This window comes from Variovorax sp. PAMC28562, assembly GCF_014303735.1.
Lineage (GTDB): Bacteria > Pseudomonadota > Gammaproteobacteria > Burkholderiales > Burkholderiaceae_C > Variovorax.
This window is the reverse complement of sequence record NZ_CP060296.1, coordinates 3,566,752-3,582,977: the sequence shown is the minus strand read 5'-3', so window position 1 is coordinate 3,582,977 and position 16,226 is coordinate 3,566,752. Positions and strand designations below refer to the sequence as shown.

The window sequence follows — 16,226 nt, the reverse complement described above, 5'->3', positions numbered from 1 at the left end:
GATGTTGCTCAGCAACATCCTGCAGTCGCTGTCGGGCACGCTCAACAATATCTACGTCGGCCAGATGCTCGGCGTGGGAGCGCTGGCGGCGGTGTCGAGCTTCTTTCCGGTGATGTTCTTTTTCATCGCCTTCGTCATCGGGCTGGGCGCCGGCGCGTCGGTGCTCATCGGCCAGGCATGGGGCGCGGGCGACGTCGACAAGGTCAAGGCCGTGGCCGGCACGACGCTCACGGTCGGCGTGCTGATGGGCCTGTTGGTCGCGCTGTTCGGCGGCGTTTTCACGACGCCGATGCTGGCCGTGCTCGGCACGCCGGCCGACGTGCTTGCGGACTCGACGCGCTACGCCCGCATCATGTTGATCGCGATGCCGGGGCTCTTCGTGTTCCTGCTGTCGACGGCCATGCTGCGCGGCGTCGGTGACACCGTCACGCCGTTGATGACGCTGTTCATTTCGACGTTGACCGGCCTCCTCGTCACGCCCGCGCTCATTCGCGGCTGGGGTGGCTTGCCGCAACTCGGCGTGGCGAGTGGCGCCTGGGCCACCACGGTGGCTTTCGTCGTCGCGACGCTGTGGCTAGGCTGGCGGCTGCGCCACCGCAAGAGCCCGTTGGCGCCCGATGCGGACTTCATGCGGCACCTGCGCATCGACCCCAAGCTCCTCAAGGCCGTGCTCAAGATCGGCGTGCCGACAGGTGTCCAAACCATCGTGATCGCGCTGGCCGAGATCGCGCTGCTGTCGATGGTCAACAGCTACGGGTCGAGCGCAACGGCGGCCTATGGTGCGGTCAATCAGGTGGTGGCGTACGTCCAGTTCCCGGCCATCTCGATCGCGATCACCGCATCGATCCTGGGCGCCCAGGCCATTGGCGCAGGTCATGCCGACAGGCTCGGCGCCATCGCGCGGATGGCGCTGGTCATGAACCTGTGCCTGACCGGGGGCCTGGTGCTGCTGGGCTATCTGTTCTCGCGTCACCTGATGGCCTTGTTCATCACCAGCGCGCCGGTGATCGACATCGCTCAATCACTGCTGCACATCATGCTGTGGAGCCTTGTCATCTTCGGCATGGCGTCGGCGCTGTCCGGGATCATGCGGGCCAGCGGCTCGGTGCTGGTGCCGACGCTGATCTCCATCGTGTGCATCGTCGGTGTCGAGGTGCCAGTGGCGTGGGTCGTGAGCCATCGCATCGGGCTGAACGGGGTGTGGGTGGCCTACCCGGCTGCGTTCGTGGCGATGTTGATTCTGCAAACGACTTACTACCGGGCGGTGTGGCGGAAGAAGGCGATCAAGCGGTTGGTTTGATACGGACGTCAGCCCGCCTCCGTTTCTTCCGCCTTCGCAGCCTGTTGGTCAGTGCAGCAACTGGCTCAGAAAAAGCCGCGTGCGCTCATGCTGCGGATTGCCGAAGAAGTCTGCCGGCGGGCCCTCCTCGAGGATAGTGCCTTGGTCCATGAAAATCACGCGGTTGGCGACCTGGCGCGCGAAGCCCATCTCGTGCGTGACGGACAGCATCGTCATGCCGTCCTCGGCCAGCGAGACCATCGTGTCGAGCACCTCCTTGACCATCTCCGGGTCGAGCGCAGAGGTCGGCTCGTCGAACAGCATGACTTTCGGACTCATGCACAGGGCACGGGCGATCGCCACGCGCTGCTGCTGGCCGCCAGAAAGCTGCGACGGGTACTTGTTCGCCTGGTCGGGGATCTTCACTTTGGTGAGGTACGCCATCGCGACTTCCTTCGCTTCCCTGGGCGCGTACTTCTTGCTCCAGATGGGCGCGAGCGTGCAGTTCTCGAGGATGGTCAGGTGCGGGAACAGGTTGAAGTGCTGGAACACCATGCCGACCTCGCGACGCACCGCGTCGATGCGCCGCATGTCGTTGGTGAGTTCGACGCGGTTGACGACGATGTTGCCCTGCTGATGTTCCTCGAGCCGGTTGATGCAGCGCAACAGGGTCGACTTGCCGGAACCCGACGGGCCGCAGATCACGATGCGCTCGCCGCGTCGCACTTCGAGATTGATATCGCGCAGCACCTGGAATTCGCCGAACCACTTCTGCACGTTGACCATGCGGATGACCAAGTCGTTGGCAGCGTTTTGCGGCTGGATTTCTGCAAGCGTGTTCATGCGCGGACTCCGGAAGTTGAAAGCTCTATGTGCAGGCCAAGTTCGTCGACGATTCGGTGGGCGGCGGCAATGCCTTCGGGGCCCATCGGCAGTCGCGGTGGGCGGGGTCCACCGACCGGCAGGCCCATGGCCGTGAGCAGCGCCTTGGTGCCGGCCACGTACTGCTGGCCGGCGACGAAATCGATCATCGGAAAATACTTGAAGGACAGTGCGCGTGCCTCGGCGAGCTTGCCGGCCATCACCAGATCGTAGAGCCGGGCCATCTCGGCCGGTGCGCCGTTCGACGGCACGGCCGCCCAGCCCACCGCGCCTTCGACGTACGACTCGAAGCCCATGATCCCGCCGAACACGGCCATGCGGCCGTCCGACAGCCGCATGATGTCGCGCACGCGGGTGACCTCGAGCGTCGACTCCTTGATGTAGCGGCAGTTGTCGATCTGCGAGAGCCGCGCGACCAGCGGCGGCTTCAGGTCGACATTGGTCACGGCCGGATTGTTGTAGACCATGATGGGGATGCCGATGGCGTCCGAAATGCTTTTGTAGTGCTGGTAAATCTCGTCGTCGGTCGGCGTGGAATAGAACGGCGGCAGCACCATCACGCCGTCCGCGCCGAGCGACTCGGCCATGCGGCTCTTGCGCGCAGCCACGCGGGTGTCTTCGGCAGTGGTACCGATGATCACCGGCACGCGATTGGCTGCGCGGTCGATCACGGTCCTGGCGACCAGCTCGATCTCGTCGTCGGTCATCGACAGGAACTCGCCGGTCGAGCCCAACGGGATCAACCCGTGGATGCCCGATTCGATCTGCCAGTCGACATAGCGCTCCAGCGCTGAAACGTCGACCTCACCCGCCGCATCGAAGGGCGTCACCATGATGGTGTAAGTACCGCGAAAATGTTTCATTTTTCGGTCGTTCTCAACATTTGTCGTCGAGCAGTCCGGACGCGACCAGCGCGGCGCGGATGCGAGTCTTGTCATCGTCGGCGAGCGGCAGCAGTGGCAGGCGCGGATCGGGATGCGGCAGCCGTCCGAGCATGTGCAGCGCGGTCTTCATGCGGTTGTGGCTGTCAAGGTACGGTGCGCGATAGAAGGCGCGGCACAGCGGCACCAACCGATCGTTCGCGGCTCGGGCGGCGTCGAGCCGGCCGGCCGCGACGGCCTCGTGCATTTCGACCAGCAACGGCGCGGCAACGCTGCCGATGCCCGACAGGATGCCGTCGGCGCCATAGGTGAGCGAGGCGAAAAGCCAGCTGTTGTTGGTCGTCAGCATCGTGACCGGACGGTCGAGGCGGCGGATGGCGCGCAGGTTGTCTTCATAAAGTTCGGGCACGTCGGTACCGTCCTTGATGGCGACGATATAGGGCACTTCGCTGCACAAACGCACCAGCAAGCCGGTGGAAAAAGCGAGGCCCGAAGAACGCGACAACTGAAACAGCACGATGGGCAATCGCGTGGCCCCGGCTACGTCCTTGACGAAGCGCAGCGCCATCTCGGGACGCAGGGCCGAACCGCCTCCAAACAGCATCGGTGGAAAGAGCAGCAGTGCCGAGGCGCCCGCCTCCGCCGCGTCGACTGCCAGCGCGCAGGCATCGCGCGTGTCTTCCGCCACGACGCCCGCGACCACTGGTATCCGGCCGGCAGCCCGCACGGCCACGTCCACCACATGCGCGCGCTCCAGCCGGTTGAGCGACGAAGTTTCGCCAGCGTGGCCATTGACCACCACGGCGCGCACGCCGGCGGTGGACGCCACTTCATGCACATGGGCCGCAAGCGCGACGTCGTCAATGGCGCCGCCGGGCGCAAAGGGGGTAAGCGTGGCGGGCCAGATGCCGCCCACGCCGGAAACCGGAAATGTCATGAAGCCCTATGAAACCCTGTAGGTAAGGTGCCGGCAGTATGCAACATGACTGGAATCGATTGCAATAACTTGCCTAAACTCAAGGGAATAGCTAGAGTCGAATTTGACTTGTACTCTCCGCAAGACTTACAGTAAGAGAATGCAATCGTTTTCATTTTTAGCTGTTTATTTGTTTCAGCCATGAGCGTCACCCTGCGCGATGTGGCACGTGCCGCAGACGTTTCCATCGCTACTGCGTCGCGCGCCCTCGCCGGCTCGAACCTGACCAACCAGGCGACGCAGCGGCACGTCGTCGCCGTCGCCGCAGCGCTCGGCTATCGCACCAATACGGCAGCCCGCGCGCTCCGGACGCGCAAGTCGCGCCTCATCGGGCTGACAGTCCACAACCTTGAAAACGCTTCCTTTCGCGTGCTGGCCTCGGTCGTGCAGTCCCGCATGCAGACGCTCGGATACCAGGTCATCCTGAGCATCAGCAACGACGATGCCGAGCAGGAACGCGAGATCTTCAAGACGCTCGTGGACCACAACGTCGACGGCGTCATTGCCGTGCCGACCGGCGCCAATGGCGCGGCCCTGCTGGCCATGGAACATGCCGACATTCCGGTCATCTGCGCCGTGCGGCGTGTGGCCGGCGCGTCGCTCGAATCCATCCTGGCGGCCGACATGGATGGCGCGTACGCCGGCACACAACACCTGCTGGGTCTGGGACATCGGCGCATCGGTTTGATCGTGGGGCCTGGTGATACGACTTCGGGCAAGGAACGGCTGGCGGGCTATACCCGGGCCATGCAGGAAGCGGGCCTGCCCATCGATCCGACCCTCATCCACCGCGGTCGCTACGTCCCCGAGACCGGCGTGGCGGGCGCCAACGCGATGCTGTCGCTTCCAGCGCCGCCAACGGCACTGTTCGTGGCGAACCACGAGTCGTCGGTGGGCGTGCTGCGCGTGATTTCGGAGCGCGGCCTCGCCATTTCACTGGACCTGTCTTTGCTGTTCTACGAAGACTCGCCCTGGTTTCAGTGGCATCGCCCCGCCATCAGCGTGGTCGACAGCGGTGCCGCCGACATGGCGAACCTCGCGGTCGACCGTCTTATGTCCCGCCTCGGCGGCGTGGCCAACAGTGGCCGCGAATACCGCATCGGCTCGCGGCTCGTCGAACGTGCTTCGTGCAGCGCACTGCCCAACACCTCGAGCACGACCTGAAGCATCCCTGAAGCAACCCATGCCCTATGTAGAAGTTCTGGCGCCACGCGCCGCCGACACCGGAAAGCGCAAAGTGGTCGAGGCCGTCACCGAGGGCATCGTCCGCGGTTTCGATGTCGCGCCCTCGACGGTGACGATCTATTTCGTTCCGATCGCCCACGGCGACTACGCGCACGCCGGCCAGTTCGGCCTGCCCGCGAGCGACAGCCGCGTCTTCGTGAAGGTGCATGCGTATCGCCGCAGCGCCGACCAGCGGCGCGCCGTTGCCGAATCCATGACGCCGGCCATTGCCGCGTGCTTCGACACGGCGGCCCACAACGTCGCCATCTATTTCATGGACCGCGAGCGCGACGAGGTGGCGCACGACGGCCACCTTGCGAGCGACGAGCCGTCCGACACCACCGCTGCGCAATGAATCATTTCTACACCGAAGACCAGATGTCGGTGCGCGATACCGCACGCCGTTTCGCCGAGGCCGAGGTTCTGCCGCGCGCCGCCGCGATCGACCGCGAAGACACCTTCGACCGCACGCTCTATCGCGGCATGGCTGGCCTGGGCCTGTTCGGCATCAGCCTGCCGGAATCGTCGGGGGGTTCGGCCCTGGACACGGTCAGCCTTTGCCTCGTGATGGAGGAAATCGCGCGCTGCTCGGCCGCCATCGGCAATGCTTTCGCCATCCCCGTGGAAGCAGCGCTGTTTCTTCACCATCACGGAAACGAGAGCCAGAAGGCGCTGATCCCCGGCATCCTCGATGGCTCGATCGTGTTCGCCACCGCCATGACCGAACCCGACTTCGGCTCCGATGCCGCGAGCATCCAGACCACCGCCCGGGTGACCGACGACGGCTATGTTCTCAACGGCACCAAGGCCTGGGTCACCCTCGGTGGCGTGGCCGACCGCATCATGGTGTTCGCGCGCACCGGCAAGGAAGCCGGCCACCGTTCGATCAGCTGCTTTCTGGTCGATGCGTCGTCACCGGGCGTGAGCCGCGGCAAGAACGAGGAACTGCTGGGCATGCACGGCCTGGAGGATTGCCAGATCGTGCTGCAGGACGTGCATGTGCCCAAGACCGCGCTCATCGGCGCCGAGAACCAGGCCTTCAAGACGGCCATGGGCAACTTCAACTTCAGTCGCCTCCTGATGTCGTCGATGGCGCTGGGCATGGCGCAGGCCGCGATGGAAGACGCGGTGACCTACGCCACCACGCGCAAGCAGTTCGGCGAGCCGATCATGAACTTCCAGGCCATTCAGTTCATGGTGGCCGACATGTCGACCGACATCGCAGCCGCGCGACTGCTCATCCACTACGCGTCGCGCGTGTTCGACGCCGGCCTGCCCTACGCAAAGGAAGCGGCGCACGCCAAGCTCTTCACCACCGACATGGCCATGAAGCATGTGTCGAACGCCTTGCAGGTGCATGGCGGCAACGGCTACTCGCGCGAGTACCGGATCGAGCGCATCTTCCGCGACGTGCGGCTGGCCCAGATCTACGAAGGCACCAACCAGATCCAGCGCCTGATCATCGCCAAGCAGGTCGAGAAAGAATTCGCATGATCGACTGCATCTCGCCCGACGAAGCCGCCGCGCTGCTGAAGGATGGCGACATGGTGCTGGCTGGCGGCAACGGCGGTTCAGGCGTACCCGAGGCAGTGTTCGAAGCCATCGAACGCCGCTTCTTGTCCGGTGACGGGCCGCACGGCATCACTCTCTTCCACATCACCGGCGTCGGTGCGCTGACAGAAAAAGGTATGTGCCGTTTCGCGCACAAGGGACTCGTCCGGCGCGTGATCGGCGGCAACTTCGGCATGCAGTTGCCCTTCATGAAGCTGGTGCTCGACCAGGAACTGGAGGCCTACAACTTTCCGCAGGGCGTGATGACGCACCTGTGCCGCGCGATGGCCGGCCGCCAGCCCGGCGTGCTCACGCACGTGGGTCTGGAAACGTACATGGACCCGCGGCAGGAAGGCGGCCGCATGAACGCGCGCACGACTGAAAAGCTGGTCGAACTCGTCGCCATCGGCGGCAAGGACTATCTGTTTTATCGCGCACCCGGCGTACCTTCGGTCGCGCTGATCCGCGGCACCTCGGCGGATGAAGACGGCTACGTCAGCATGGAACATGAAGCCACCGCGCGAGAAGACCTGTCGATGGCGCAGGCCGTGCACAACGCCGGCGGCACCGTGATCTGCCAGGTCAAGCGTGTCGTCAAGCGCGGCACGCTGCATCCGCACATGGTGAAGATCCCCGGCTTCCTGATCGACCACTTCGTGGTGCAGCCCGATCAGATGCAAACCTACGCGACCCAGTTCGATCCGGCGCGCTGCGGCGAGACCATCGTTCCAAGTTCGAGCATCGCGCCCGACCCGCTGGACGCGCGCCGCGTGGTGGCGCGCAGAGCGGCTTTCGAGCTGCGCCCGCGTGACGTGGTGAACCTCGGCGTCGGCCTCTCGGCCATGATCCCCAATGTCGCGGCCGAGGAAGGCATAGACGAGATGATCACGCTCACCGTCGAGTCGGGTGCGGTCGGCGGCGTGCCGGGCCATGCACGCGAGTTCGGCACTTCGGTCAACCCGCGGGTCATCCTCGACCAGTCGTATCAGTTCGACTTCTACGACGGCGGCGGCCTGAGTTGCGCCTTCTTGTCGTTCGCACAGGTCGACAGGCACTGCAACGTCAACGTCACCCGCTTCGGCAAGCGCTATGACGGCGCCGGCGGCTTCATCAACATCACGCAGAACACGAAGCGGCTGGTGTTCAACGGCTCGCTGACCGGTGGCGACTTCGACATCGGCGTGGTCGACAACGCGCTTTCCATCCGCCGCGACGGCAAGTTCAAAAAGTTCGTCCCAGAGGTCGACCAGATCAGCTTCTCGGGTCGCCTGGCTCGCGAGCGCGGACAGCACGTGACCTTCATCACCGACCGCGCCGTGTTCGAAATGGAGCCGGCTGGCCTCGTGCTGACCGAGATCGCTCCGGGCGTGCGGCTGCAGGAAGACGTGCTCGACCAGATCGGCTTTGCGGTGCGCATCAGCGAATCGCTCAAGACCATGGACGAGCGCATTTTCCGCGTTGGCCCGATGGGCATGCGCGACGCATTCGTAGCGCAGGCGCCGCGCCACATCGAGGTGCCCGAGGGATCGTCTCGCTCGGATGGGACCGGGTGCGGTTCTTGCAACCTGTCGTTGCAGGCGACGTGGTCCGCGTGAGCTTCGTATTTACCGAGAAGCGTGCGTCTTCGCGTTCCGGCCGCGGCATCGTGACCGAGTCGCTGTGCTTGCTGAACCAGCGCGACGAATGCGTCATCGAGGCACTGCACAGCGCACTGCTGGCATGCAGCCCGTCGGTCTGACTCTGAGTGTCTCCAGGTTCCTTTTTCTTCTCTTCAATCTTCGTCTTACGAAAGCACACCATGCACATACCGAATCCCGTTCTTGCGCTCTTCATCGGCGCCGTGTTCTGCGCTTCGGCGATGGCGCAGCCCTGTACCCCCAAGATCAGCGCCGAGCATCTGGTGTCTGCCGGCAAGTTGCAGATGTCCATCAACCCGACCCTGCCACCGCAACAGTTCGTCGACGAAAAAGGCGAGTTGCAGGGCCTCAACGTCGAGCTCGGAAAGGCCATCGCTGCCAAGCTGTGCCTCGAGCCCGTCTTCATGCGGATGGACATGCCGCCGATGATTCCCGCCCTGCAGGCCGGCCGCTTCGACATGATCAACACGGGCATGTTCTGGACCGAAGAGCGTTCCAAGCTGATGTTCATGATTCCCTACGGCCAGCAGGCGATGAGCGTCTACACGGTGCCGACGAGCCCGTTCAAAATCACCAAGTTCGACGATCTGGCAGGTCATGTGGTCGGTATTGAAACTGGCACCTACCAGGAGCGCAAGTCCCGGGAATTCAATGCCGACATGGTCGCTCGCGGCCTGAAGACGATCGACTTCCGCACCTTCGCGACCGCCTCCGAAACCACGGCGGCGCTGCGCGCCGGCCAGCTAGAGGCCGGCATCAACATCGACGAAACCGCCATCACCTTTGCCGAGCGCGGCATTGCCAAGGTGTGGCTCAGCGGCATCAACGGCACCGACATCACCGTCACCTACCGCGACAAGACAACGGCCCTTGGAGCCGCTGCCGCGCTGAACGAACTAAAGGCCGAGGGCACCTACGACAAGCTGTTCGACAAGTTCAGGATGACGCGCCTGAAGGACACGACGAACTTCGCGATCCGCGGGTCCGGCCCGGCGCCGAAGTAATCGGCTCGCAGCGCGAGGCAAACAGAAAGACCGGTCCGTGTTCAACGTCGACGCTTTCCTGTCCTACCTGATCAACCCGTACCTGTTGGGCGGCGTGGCGATCACGATCGGGCTGACGATCACCACGATCATCATCGGTCTGGCCCTGGCGCTGCCACTGGCGCTGGCGAGCATGTCCGACCGCGCGTTCCTGCGCGGTCCGGCCAAGTTCTATATCTGGATCTTCCGCGGCACGCCGCTGCTGGTGCAGATCGTGATCATCTACACCGGCCTGCCGCAACTGGGCTTGCGCTTCGACGTACTGACCTCCGCCGTGCTCGCGCTGAGTCTCAACGAAGCGGCCTATTTGTCGGAGACCATCCGGGCTGGATTTTCGGCCGTTGCCAAGGGGCAGATCGAGGCGGCCAAGGCCCTGAGCCTGTCCAAGGTTGCGACGCTTCGGCTCGTGACGCTGCCGCAAGTGATCCGCATCATCATTCCGCCGCTGGGCAATTCGGTGAACGGGTTGCTGAAGGCCACCTCGCTCGCGTCCGTGATCTCGATGGAAGAACTGATGCGCCGCGCGCAGGTGCTGATGCAGGCGAAGTTCGAGGTGCTGGAGCTCTATTGCGTAGCGGCCGTTTTCTACCTGGTGCTCACCTCGCTATGGGACGTGGTGCAGCGGCGCCTGGAGCGGCACTACGGCCGCGGCTATGCGCCGACCCAGGACAGGACTCCGGCTCTACGCAGCCCGGCCGCTGCCTGATCGGCTGCAGGGGCGCAGCACGTGGAGCCGCAACGGAGGCGCGCTGTGGCTAGGGCGTCGAGTCGTCGTTCTGGCTGCACGCGATGCGGCTCTGCATGTACTGCAACGCATGCGTGATGAACGCCTTCAATCGCTGGTACGAAGAAGTAGATGTGCCCGCGCTGCTGGCTTGCCCCGGCTGGCTGTCGGCAAGCCGCTGCGTCTCACTGGAATACGGGCCGAAGTACGCGGCCATCTACGAAGTGGCCGGCGACTGGGTCTACGACACGCCGGAGTTCCACGCGGTGAAGGGATTTATGGAATTTACGCCGCATGTGCGCAACTTCATGCGGCAGCGCTTCGCGCCGATTGGCAAGTAGCAGGTTGGGGCGAGCCTCGCCGGACCGCGCAAGAACTTACGGGCGTGGTCGCTTCAGGTACGCAGGCGCTTGCGCATGGTCTTCGTACTTGCCGTAGCGCGTCTCCGCCGGGTAGTACTCCGACGCGTGTTGCACCTTGCCCGCCGCATCGTCGCCGGACTCGCTCGCGATGAACGCCAGCATGAGGTCGATGCCGGCCGACACGCCCGCCGACGACCACAGCTTGCCGTCGCGCACGAAGCGCTCCTCGACCACATCGACGTCCCCGAGTTCACGAAAGCGATCGAGCTGCGCCCAGTGCGTCGTGGCCCTTTTGCCGGCGAGCAGGCCGGTGGCGTGCAACACGAAAGAGCCGGTGCAAACGGACAGCACGGCACGGCAGTTCGCGGCCTGAGACGAGACGAAATCCAGCAGCGCGCGATTGCCGACTTCACGGCGCGTGCCCTGCCCGCCCGGCACCAGCAGATAGTCGAGCGGCGGGCAGTCCGCGAACGACACATGCGGGTTGATCGACAGACCCTTGGCGCATGTCAACGGCCCCGGCGATTCGGAGACGATGAGGCAGCGGCCGGGTCCGTTTGCGACCTTGCTCCACATCGTGAGCATTTCCCACGGGCCGACGAAGTCGAGTTCTTCTACCTCGGGGAAGACCAGGATGCCGAAGGTGGTCGTCGTGAAGTCCTGCATTGCTTTCTCCATTCAGGTTGCCGGTGGGTTCAATGTCCGCTCGAACAACGCGAGCAGATGCCGCGCGAACAAGTCCATGTTCATCGCTCGGTCGGTCTCGCCGGTCATCACGGTTTCCAACGCCACAAAGGCACCGACCACCGCGAGGCAAACACGGCCTGCCGGGTCGCCGTACGGACTGCCCACCGGCCCCGCCGCACCGCTCTCGGCGATGCCCCAGCTCGCGCGATGGATGTCGCGGGCCTTGCCTGCTACCAGCTGCGCATAGGGCTCGGTCTCGCCGCGCAGCCCGACCATGTCTTCGGCGGTCAGGCCGAGCAAGCCCCTGCCGGCGCGTCGTGAGTAGACGACCGCACCGCCTAGAAAGTAAGCCGACGCGCCGGGTATGGCGAGCAGCGCCGCGGAGACGAGCCCGCCGGCCGACGACTCGGTGACGGCGACGGTCTCGCCGCGTGCGCGCAACGCGGCGCCGACACGCGCCGCGATCACAGACAGTGCTTCAGGTGAATCAGACATCGAGAACCTTTCGATCGTGAGTGGCGGCTTCGACAGGCGCCGCCTTGCCACCGATCATCCACCACGCACTTGCCGCGCTCAGCAACGCCAGTCCGGCGCACATCAGCATGACCCAGCGAAAGCCGCTGACAAAGGCTGCGGCCACCGCATGCGAACGGCCGGCGGGCATGGCGTCGTATCGGACTTGCCGATCTGCGTCATCGGCCCAGACTCTACTTGCCGCGAGTGCGCAGCACGCTGAACACGCCGGCCAGCGCGGCGCATGCGGCTGCTACCGCCAGGGCGATGACCTGGCCACGCCCTTCGTGCGGACCCCACGCACTGAAGATGGCGGCCAGCATGACCGCGCCGAGCGTTTGCCCGGTCAGGCGCGCGGTACCCAGCATGCCGCTTGCCGCACCGCTTCGTTGTGGCGGCGGCGAGGTCACGATGGTGTGGTTGTTCGGCGACTGGAACAGCCCGAAGCCGGCACCGCACAGCGCCATGCGCCACACGATGTTCAGGTTCGAAGGATCGGCCGGCAACGCGGCCAGCAGCGCCAGGCCCAGCGCCATCAATGCCATGCCGATGCCGCCGAGCAGACCGTCCGGGACGCGGCCGATCAGCCGCCCGGCGATGGGCGCAGCCACCACGATGGCGAGTGGCCACGCGGTGATAAGCAAGCCGGCCTCGATGTGCGAACGGTGCAGCGTCTCGAGCAGCATGAAGGGCAGCGCGATGTACGACAGCATCTGCGCGCTGAAGGCGCCGACGGAAGAGCACATCGACAGTGCGAACACCGGAATGCGCATCAGGTCGACCGGGAACAGCGGCACCGCCAACGTGCGCTGGCGCAGCAGGTAGAACACACCCACGACGATGCCTGCCGCGAGCAGGACCCACGCCATCGGGTCGGCGCCCTGCCCGCCTTCGCGCACGCCGAGCCGGTCGGCGCCGATGAAGATCAGCGAGAACATCGCGATGTTCAGGACCACGTCGATCAGCGAAAAGCGCGAGCCCGCAGCCGGTGCCACGCGGTTGGCGGGCAACGACTGCATGCCCAGAAAGAACACCGCGATACCAAGGGGCACGTTGAGCGCGAAGAGCCACGGCCATGACGCCACCGACAAGATGGCCGCCGCGACCGATGGTCCCGCGACCGAGGCCGTGGCAACGACCAGCGAGTTGATCGCCATGCCGCGCCCCAGCTTGGCCGACGGATAGATGAGCCGAACCAGCGCCGCATTCACGCTCATGATCCCGGCGGCGCCCAGGCCCTGCAGCGCGCGGGCCGCGATCAATGTGCCGAGCGAGTTTGACAGCGTGGCACCGAGCGATGCCAGCGTAAAGAAGGCCATGCCGACGAGGTAGACGCGGCGATAGCCGACCAGATCGCCGAGCGAGGCCAGTGGCAGCAGCAACACCAGGATGGCGATCTGGTACGCGTTGACGACCCAGATGGCGTGCGACGCACTGGCGTTCAGTTCGCGCGCGATGCCGGGCAATGCCAGGTTGACGATGGTGCCGTCGAGCACCGCCACCGCGATGCCCAGGATGATCACCATCATGGCGCGGTTGCGTGCCGGCTGGGCCAGGCCGTCGCCGAGCTTGGGCGCGGCGTTCAATGCGCCGGACGTGTTGGACGTGTTGGACGCGTCGGATGTGTCGGAGGCCACGGCGCTCACAGGGCCTCCTCCATTTTCGGCGCCGTGCGCCAACCGCCCAGCGTGAGCCAGGTCAGCACCGCAGCGACGAACGCCCCTGCGGCCATGCCCGCGACCATCGGCAACGGTCGGCCATCGGTAAAGAGGCCGACCGCCGCCATCATGAAAGCGCCCGTCAGCATCTGCAGCGTACCGAGCAAGGCCGACGCCGTGCCGGCGATGGCGCCATGCGCTTCGAGCGCGAGCACCCCGGTGGTCGGTATCACCAGCCCCATGAAGCCGCTGGCGATGAAGTACAGCACGATGAGCACCGCCAGCCGGTCACCGCCCGAGGCGAAATACGCGAACAGCGCCAGCATGACGGTGCCGCAGGCGAGGACGCCGAACTTCACGACCCGCACCAGGCCGAAGCGTTCACCCAGCGCGCCGGTGAACTGCGAGGCCGCGATGAAAGCCGCTGCGTTGACGCCGAAGGCCACGCTGTAGACCGCAGGCGACAGGCCGTAGTGGTCGATCATCACGAACGACGAGTTGGCCAGGTAGACAAAGAAACCGGCCAGCGCGAAGCCGCCGATGAAGACCAGGCCGAGGTAGTGCCGGTCGCGCAGCAGGAGCCAGTACGCACCGAGCGCGCTGCCAAGACTGCTCTCGACGCGCTCCGATGGCGGTCGCGTTTCGTCGAGCTGCATGAACATCATCGCCATGCCCGCGACCGACGCCACCAGGACGACCCAGAACACACCGCGCCAGCCGCCGAGTGCGATGACGACGCTGCCCGCCAGCGGCGCGAGGATGGGCGACACGCTGAACACCAGTATCAGCAGCGACATGAGCCGCGCTGCATCCGTGCCGGTGTGCAGGTCGCGCACGATGGCGCGCGGAATCGCCATGCCGGCAGCCGCGCCCAGCCCCTGGATGAAGCGCAGCACGATCAAGGTCTGGATATCGGTGGCCAGTGCACAGCCGACGCTGGCAAGCGCGAACAACGCCAAACCCGCATAAAGAGGAGGCTTGCGCCCGACCATGTCCGACACCGGGCCATACAACAACTGACCGATACCGAGAGACAGGAAGAACGCCGTCAGGCTCATCTGCACGGCGCCAATGTCGGCCCCCAGGCTTTGCCCGATGGCCGGCAGGGCCGGAAGGTACATGTCGATGGCGAAAGGACCGATGGCGGAGAGCAGGCCCAGCAGCAGGGCCATTTTCAGAAAACGGGAAGGCATGTTGCGATTGTCGCAATCCCGGTAACCGGTCACTCGATATGGTCTTGTTCGAAAGCATGCTGACGCTGCTGGTCATCGCGTTGGTATTGCTCCAGGTGTCGCGCCGCTGGCCGGTGCCCTACCCGGCCATGCTGGCGCTGGCGGGTGTGGTGGTGGCAGCGCTGCCCTGGGCGCCGGAGATCGGCATCGATCCCTCGCTGGCGCTGGCGTTGTTCATTGCGCCGGCGCTGCTCGATGCGGCGTTCGACTTTCCGCCGCGGCATCTGCGGCGCTATTGGTTGTCGTTGTTCTCGCTGGCCGCGGTGCTGGTGCTGCTGACCACCGCGGCCGTGGCCTGGCTTGGTGTCGCGGTGGCCGGCCTGCCGCTGGCGGCGGCCATCGCGCTCGGCGCCATCGTCGCGCCACCCGACGCCGCTGCGGCCAGCGCGGTACTCGCGCGCTTTCAGTTGCCGCGCGCCACAGTCAGCGTATTGAAGGGGGAAAGTCTGCTCAACGATGCGGTCGCGCTGCTGATCTTCAGCGCGGCGGTGGCGTCGGTGGCCGCCGGTTCGGCCGGTCCGCCCGCGGCCACCGGCGCGGCTGCGACCACACCGGTGGCGCTGTGGCTGGCCGCGCCGGGCGGGCTGTTGTTGGGCTTCATCATCGGCAAGATCCAGGTGGCCGTGTCTGCGCCGCTGGCGGGTTCGCTGGGCGGCACGCTGTCGGAATTCGTATCGACCTTCGGCGCCTGGGTGCTGGCTGAACGGCTGCATCTGTCGGCGGTCCTGTCGGTCGTTGCGCTGGCGATGACGGTGGCCCGCTATGCACCTGAGAAGACGGCACCGCGCGACCGGGTGCATTCGTATTCAGTCTGGGACACGACCGTGTTCGTGCTCAACGTGCTGGCCTTCCTGATGGTCGGGCTGCAGGCCCGGGGCATCGTCGAGCGGTTGTCTGCAAGGGAGCTGTGGCCGGCGATGGCTTTCGCTGGCGCGGTGCTGTTGGTGGTGATCGTGGTGCGCATCGTCTGGGTCATGTTCTACAACCGCGTGCTTCACTTCTTCTCGATCAAACAGGGCGCGCGCAAGGTGCCGACGCTGGCGCAAGGCATGTTGACCTCGTGGTGCGGCATGCGCGGGCTGGTCACGCTGGCCACTGCGCTGGCATTGCCGCAGCACTTTCCGCAACGCGACCTGATCGTCCTGAGCGCGCTGGCCGTCGTGCTCGGCACGCTGGTGCTGCAAGGCCTGACGCTGGCACCGCTGATCCGGCTGCTGCACTTTGCCAGGGACGAATCGTTCGACCACGAATTGATCGCCGGCCGCATCGCGCTCATCGACGCAGGCATGGCCACCGTCGATAACGAGCGCGGCGATGCGGCCGAGGCGCTGCGCGAAACCCTGAAGGCCGACCGCGAAGCCATCGACGCCGGCAAGCACCCGCGCGAAGCCGCCAAGATCGACGACCTGACGCGTCGCAGCATCGCCGCACAGCGCGCCAGGCTTGCAGACTTGCGACGCTCGGGCGAGATGGAAGAAGACGTGTTCCACACGCTCGAAGAAGAACTCGATTGGGCCGAGCTGGCCGCCTCGCCGCCGAGCAGCTTCGAGTTGGTCGAAGGCTGAACGGGCCGCTGC

At 65.3% G+C, this 16,226-nt stretch carries 18 protein-coding genes; 10 read left to right on the top strand and 8 right to left on the bottom strand.

The genetic code is table 11. From position 1 onward, the window contains the following. The first annotated feature begins 1 nt into the window (after window position 1). Complete coding sequence (locus tag H7F36_RS16825) at window positions 2–1,300, top strand: MATE family efflux transporter (RefSeq protein WP_261802673.1); 1,299 nt, start codon at window positions 2–4, stop codon at window positions 1,298–1,300. 48 nt (window positions 1,301–1,348) lie between these two features. On the opposite strand, the gene H7F36_RS16820 is transcribed toward H7F36_RS16825, so the two are convergent. The 3 genes from H7F36_RS16820 to H7F36_RS16810 are packed head-to-tail and all read right to left on the bottom strand — an operon-like array spanning window position 1,349 to window position 3,979. Further along, window positions 1,349–2,122 carry an amino acid ABC transporter ATP-binding protein gene (locus H7F36_RS16820; protein ID WP_187051887.1) on the bottom strand — a complete coding sequence of 258 codons (774 nt, stop codon included), beginning with the start codon at window positions 2,120–2,122 and terminating at the stop codon, window positions 1,349–1,351. Continuing rightward, window positions 2,119–3,024, bottom strand: a complete 906-nt coding sequence (locus tag H7F36_RS16815; RefSeq protein ID WP_187051886.1) for a dihydrodipicolinate synthase family protein — start codon at window positions 3,022–3,024, stop codon at window positions 2,119–2,121. The genes H7F36_RS16820 and H7F36_RS16815 overlap by 4 nt, the downstream gene beginning before the upstream one ends. A gap of 13 nt (window positions 3,025–3,037) precedes the next feature. Next, complete coding sequence (locus tag H7F36_RS16810) at window positions 3,038–3,979, bottom strand: dihydrodipicolinate synthase family protein (protein WP_187051885.1); 942 nt, start codon at window positions 3,977–3,979, stop codon at window positions 3,038–3,040. Between the two features lie 180 nt (window positions 3,980–4,159). Between H7F36_RS16810 and H7F36_RS16805 the strand changes: the two genes are divergently transcribed. The 8 genes from H7F36_RS16805 (at window position 4,160) to H7F36_RS16770 (ending at window position 10,538) form a co-directional block, all read left to right on the top strand. Beyond that, window positions 4,160–5,182, top strand: coding sequence for a LacI family DNA-binding transcriptional regulator (locus H7F36_RS16805; RefSeq protein ID WP_187051884.1), 1,023 nt, complete (start codon window positions 4,160–4,162; stop codon window positions 5,180–5,182). 19 nt (window positions 5,183–5,201) lie between these two features. Then, window positions 5,202–5,597, top strand: a complete 396-nt coding sequence (locus H7F36_RS16800; RefSeq protein WP_187051883.1) for a tautomerase family protein — start codon at window positions 5,202–5,204, stop codon at window positions 5,595–5,597. Then, a complete protein-coding gene (locus H7F36_RS16795; protein ID WP_187051882.1) occupies window positions 5,594–6,736 on the top strand; it encodes an acyl-CoA dehydrogenase family protein in 1,143 nt (380 codons plus the stop codon). The genes H7F36_RS16800 and H7F36_RS16795 overlap by 4 nt, the downstream gene beginning before the upstream one ends. Further along, window positions 6,733–8,388 (top strand): acyl CoA:acetate/3-ketoacid CoA transferase, encoded by a 1,656-nt coding sequence (locus H7F36_RS16790; protein ID WP_187051881.1) that lies wholly within the window; start codon window positions 6,733–6,735, stop codon window positions 8,386–8,388. The genes H7F36_RS16795 and H7F36_RS16790 overlap by 4 nt, the downstream gene beginning before the upstream one ends. Continuing rightward, on the top strand, window positions 8,385–8,531 hold the full coding sequence (locus H7F36_RS16785; protein ID WP_187051880.1) for a hypothetical protein: 147 nt from the start codon (window positions 8,385–8,387) through the stop codon (window positions 8,529–8,531). The genes H7F36_RS16790 and H7F36_RS16785 overlap by 4 nt, the downstream gene beginning before the upstream one ends. Window positions 8,532–8,591: 60 nt before the next feature. Next, a complete protein-coding gene (locus tag H7F36_RS16780) occupies window positions 8,592–9,434 on the top strand; it encodes a transporter substrate-binding domain-containing protein (protein ID WP_187051879.1) in 843 nt (280 codons plus the stop codon). A gap of 37 nt (window positions 9,435–9,471) precedes the next feature. Continuing rightward, window positions 9,472–10,179, top strand: coding sequence for an amino acid ABC transporter permease (locus H7F36_RS16775; RefSeq protein WP_187051878.1), 708 nt, complete (start codon window positions 9,472–9,474; stop codon window positions 10,177–10,179). Window positions 10,180–10,295: 116 nt separating this feature from the next. Then, a complete protein-coding gene (locus tag H7F36_RS16770) occupies window positions 10,296–10,538 on the top strand; it encodes a hypothetical protein (RefSeq protein WP_222620391.1) in 243 nt (80 codons plus the stop codon). 36 nt (window positions 10,539–10,574) lie between these two features. Here the strand turns inward: H7F36_RS16770 and H7F36_RS16765 are convergent, their stop codons facing one another. From H7F36_RS16765 to H7F36_RS16745, 5 genes are all read right to left on the bottom strand, one after another. After that, window positions 10,575–11,225 carry a DJ-1/PfpI family protein gene (locus H7F36_RS16765; RefSeq protein WP_187051876.1) on the bottom strand — a complete coding sequence of 217 codons (651 nt, stop codon included), beginning with the start codon at window positions 11,223–11,225 and terminating at the stop codon, window positions 10,575–10,577. 12 nt (window positions 11,226–11,237) lie between these two features. Then, window positions 11,238–11,741: a CinA family protein gene (locus H7F36_RS16760; protein WP_187051875.1), complete on the bottom strand. Its 504-nt coding sequence runs from the start codon at window positions 11,739–11,741 to the stop codon at window positions 11,238–11,240. Next, complete coding sequence (locus H7F36_RS16755; protein WP_187055156.1) at window positions 11,734–11,910, bottom strand: hypothetical protein; 177 nt, start codon at window positions 11,908–11,910, stop codon at window positions 11,734–11,736. Before H7F36_RS16755 ends, H7F36_RS16760 begins: the two co-directional genes overlap by 8 nt. 43 nt (window positions 11,911–11,953) lie before the next feature. Next, on the bottom strand, window positions 11,954–13,288 hold the full coding sequence (locus H7F36_RS16750) for an MFS transporter (RefSeq protein ID WP_187055029.1): 1,335 nt from the start codon (window positions 13,286–13,288) through the stop codon (window positions 11,954–11,956). 113 nt (window positions 13,289–13,401) lie between these two features. After that, on the bottom strand, window positions 13,402–14,610 hold the full coding sequence (locus tag H7F36_RS16745) for a multidrug effflux MFS transporter (RefSeq protein ID WP_261802340.1): 1,209 nt from the start codon (window positions 14,608–14,610) through the stop codon (window positions 13,402–13,404). A gap of 38 nt (window positions 14,611–14,648) precedes the next feature. On the opposite strand from H7F36_RS16745, the gene H7F36_RS16740 reads away from it, so the two are divergent. Continuing rightward, window positions 14,649–16,214: a cation:proton antiporter gene (locus H7F36_RS16740; RefSeq protein WP_187051874.1), complete on the top strand. Its 1,566-nt coding sequence runs from the start codon at window positions 14,649–14,651 to the stop codon at window positions 16,212–16,214. The last annotated feature ends 12 nt before the right edge of the window (window positions 16,215–16,226 follow it).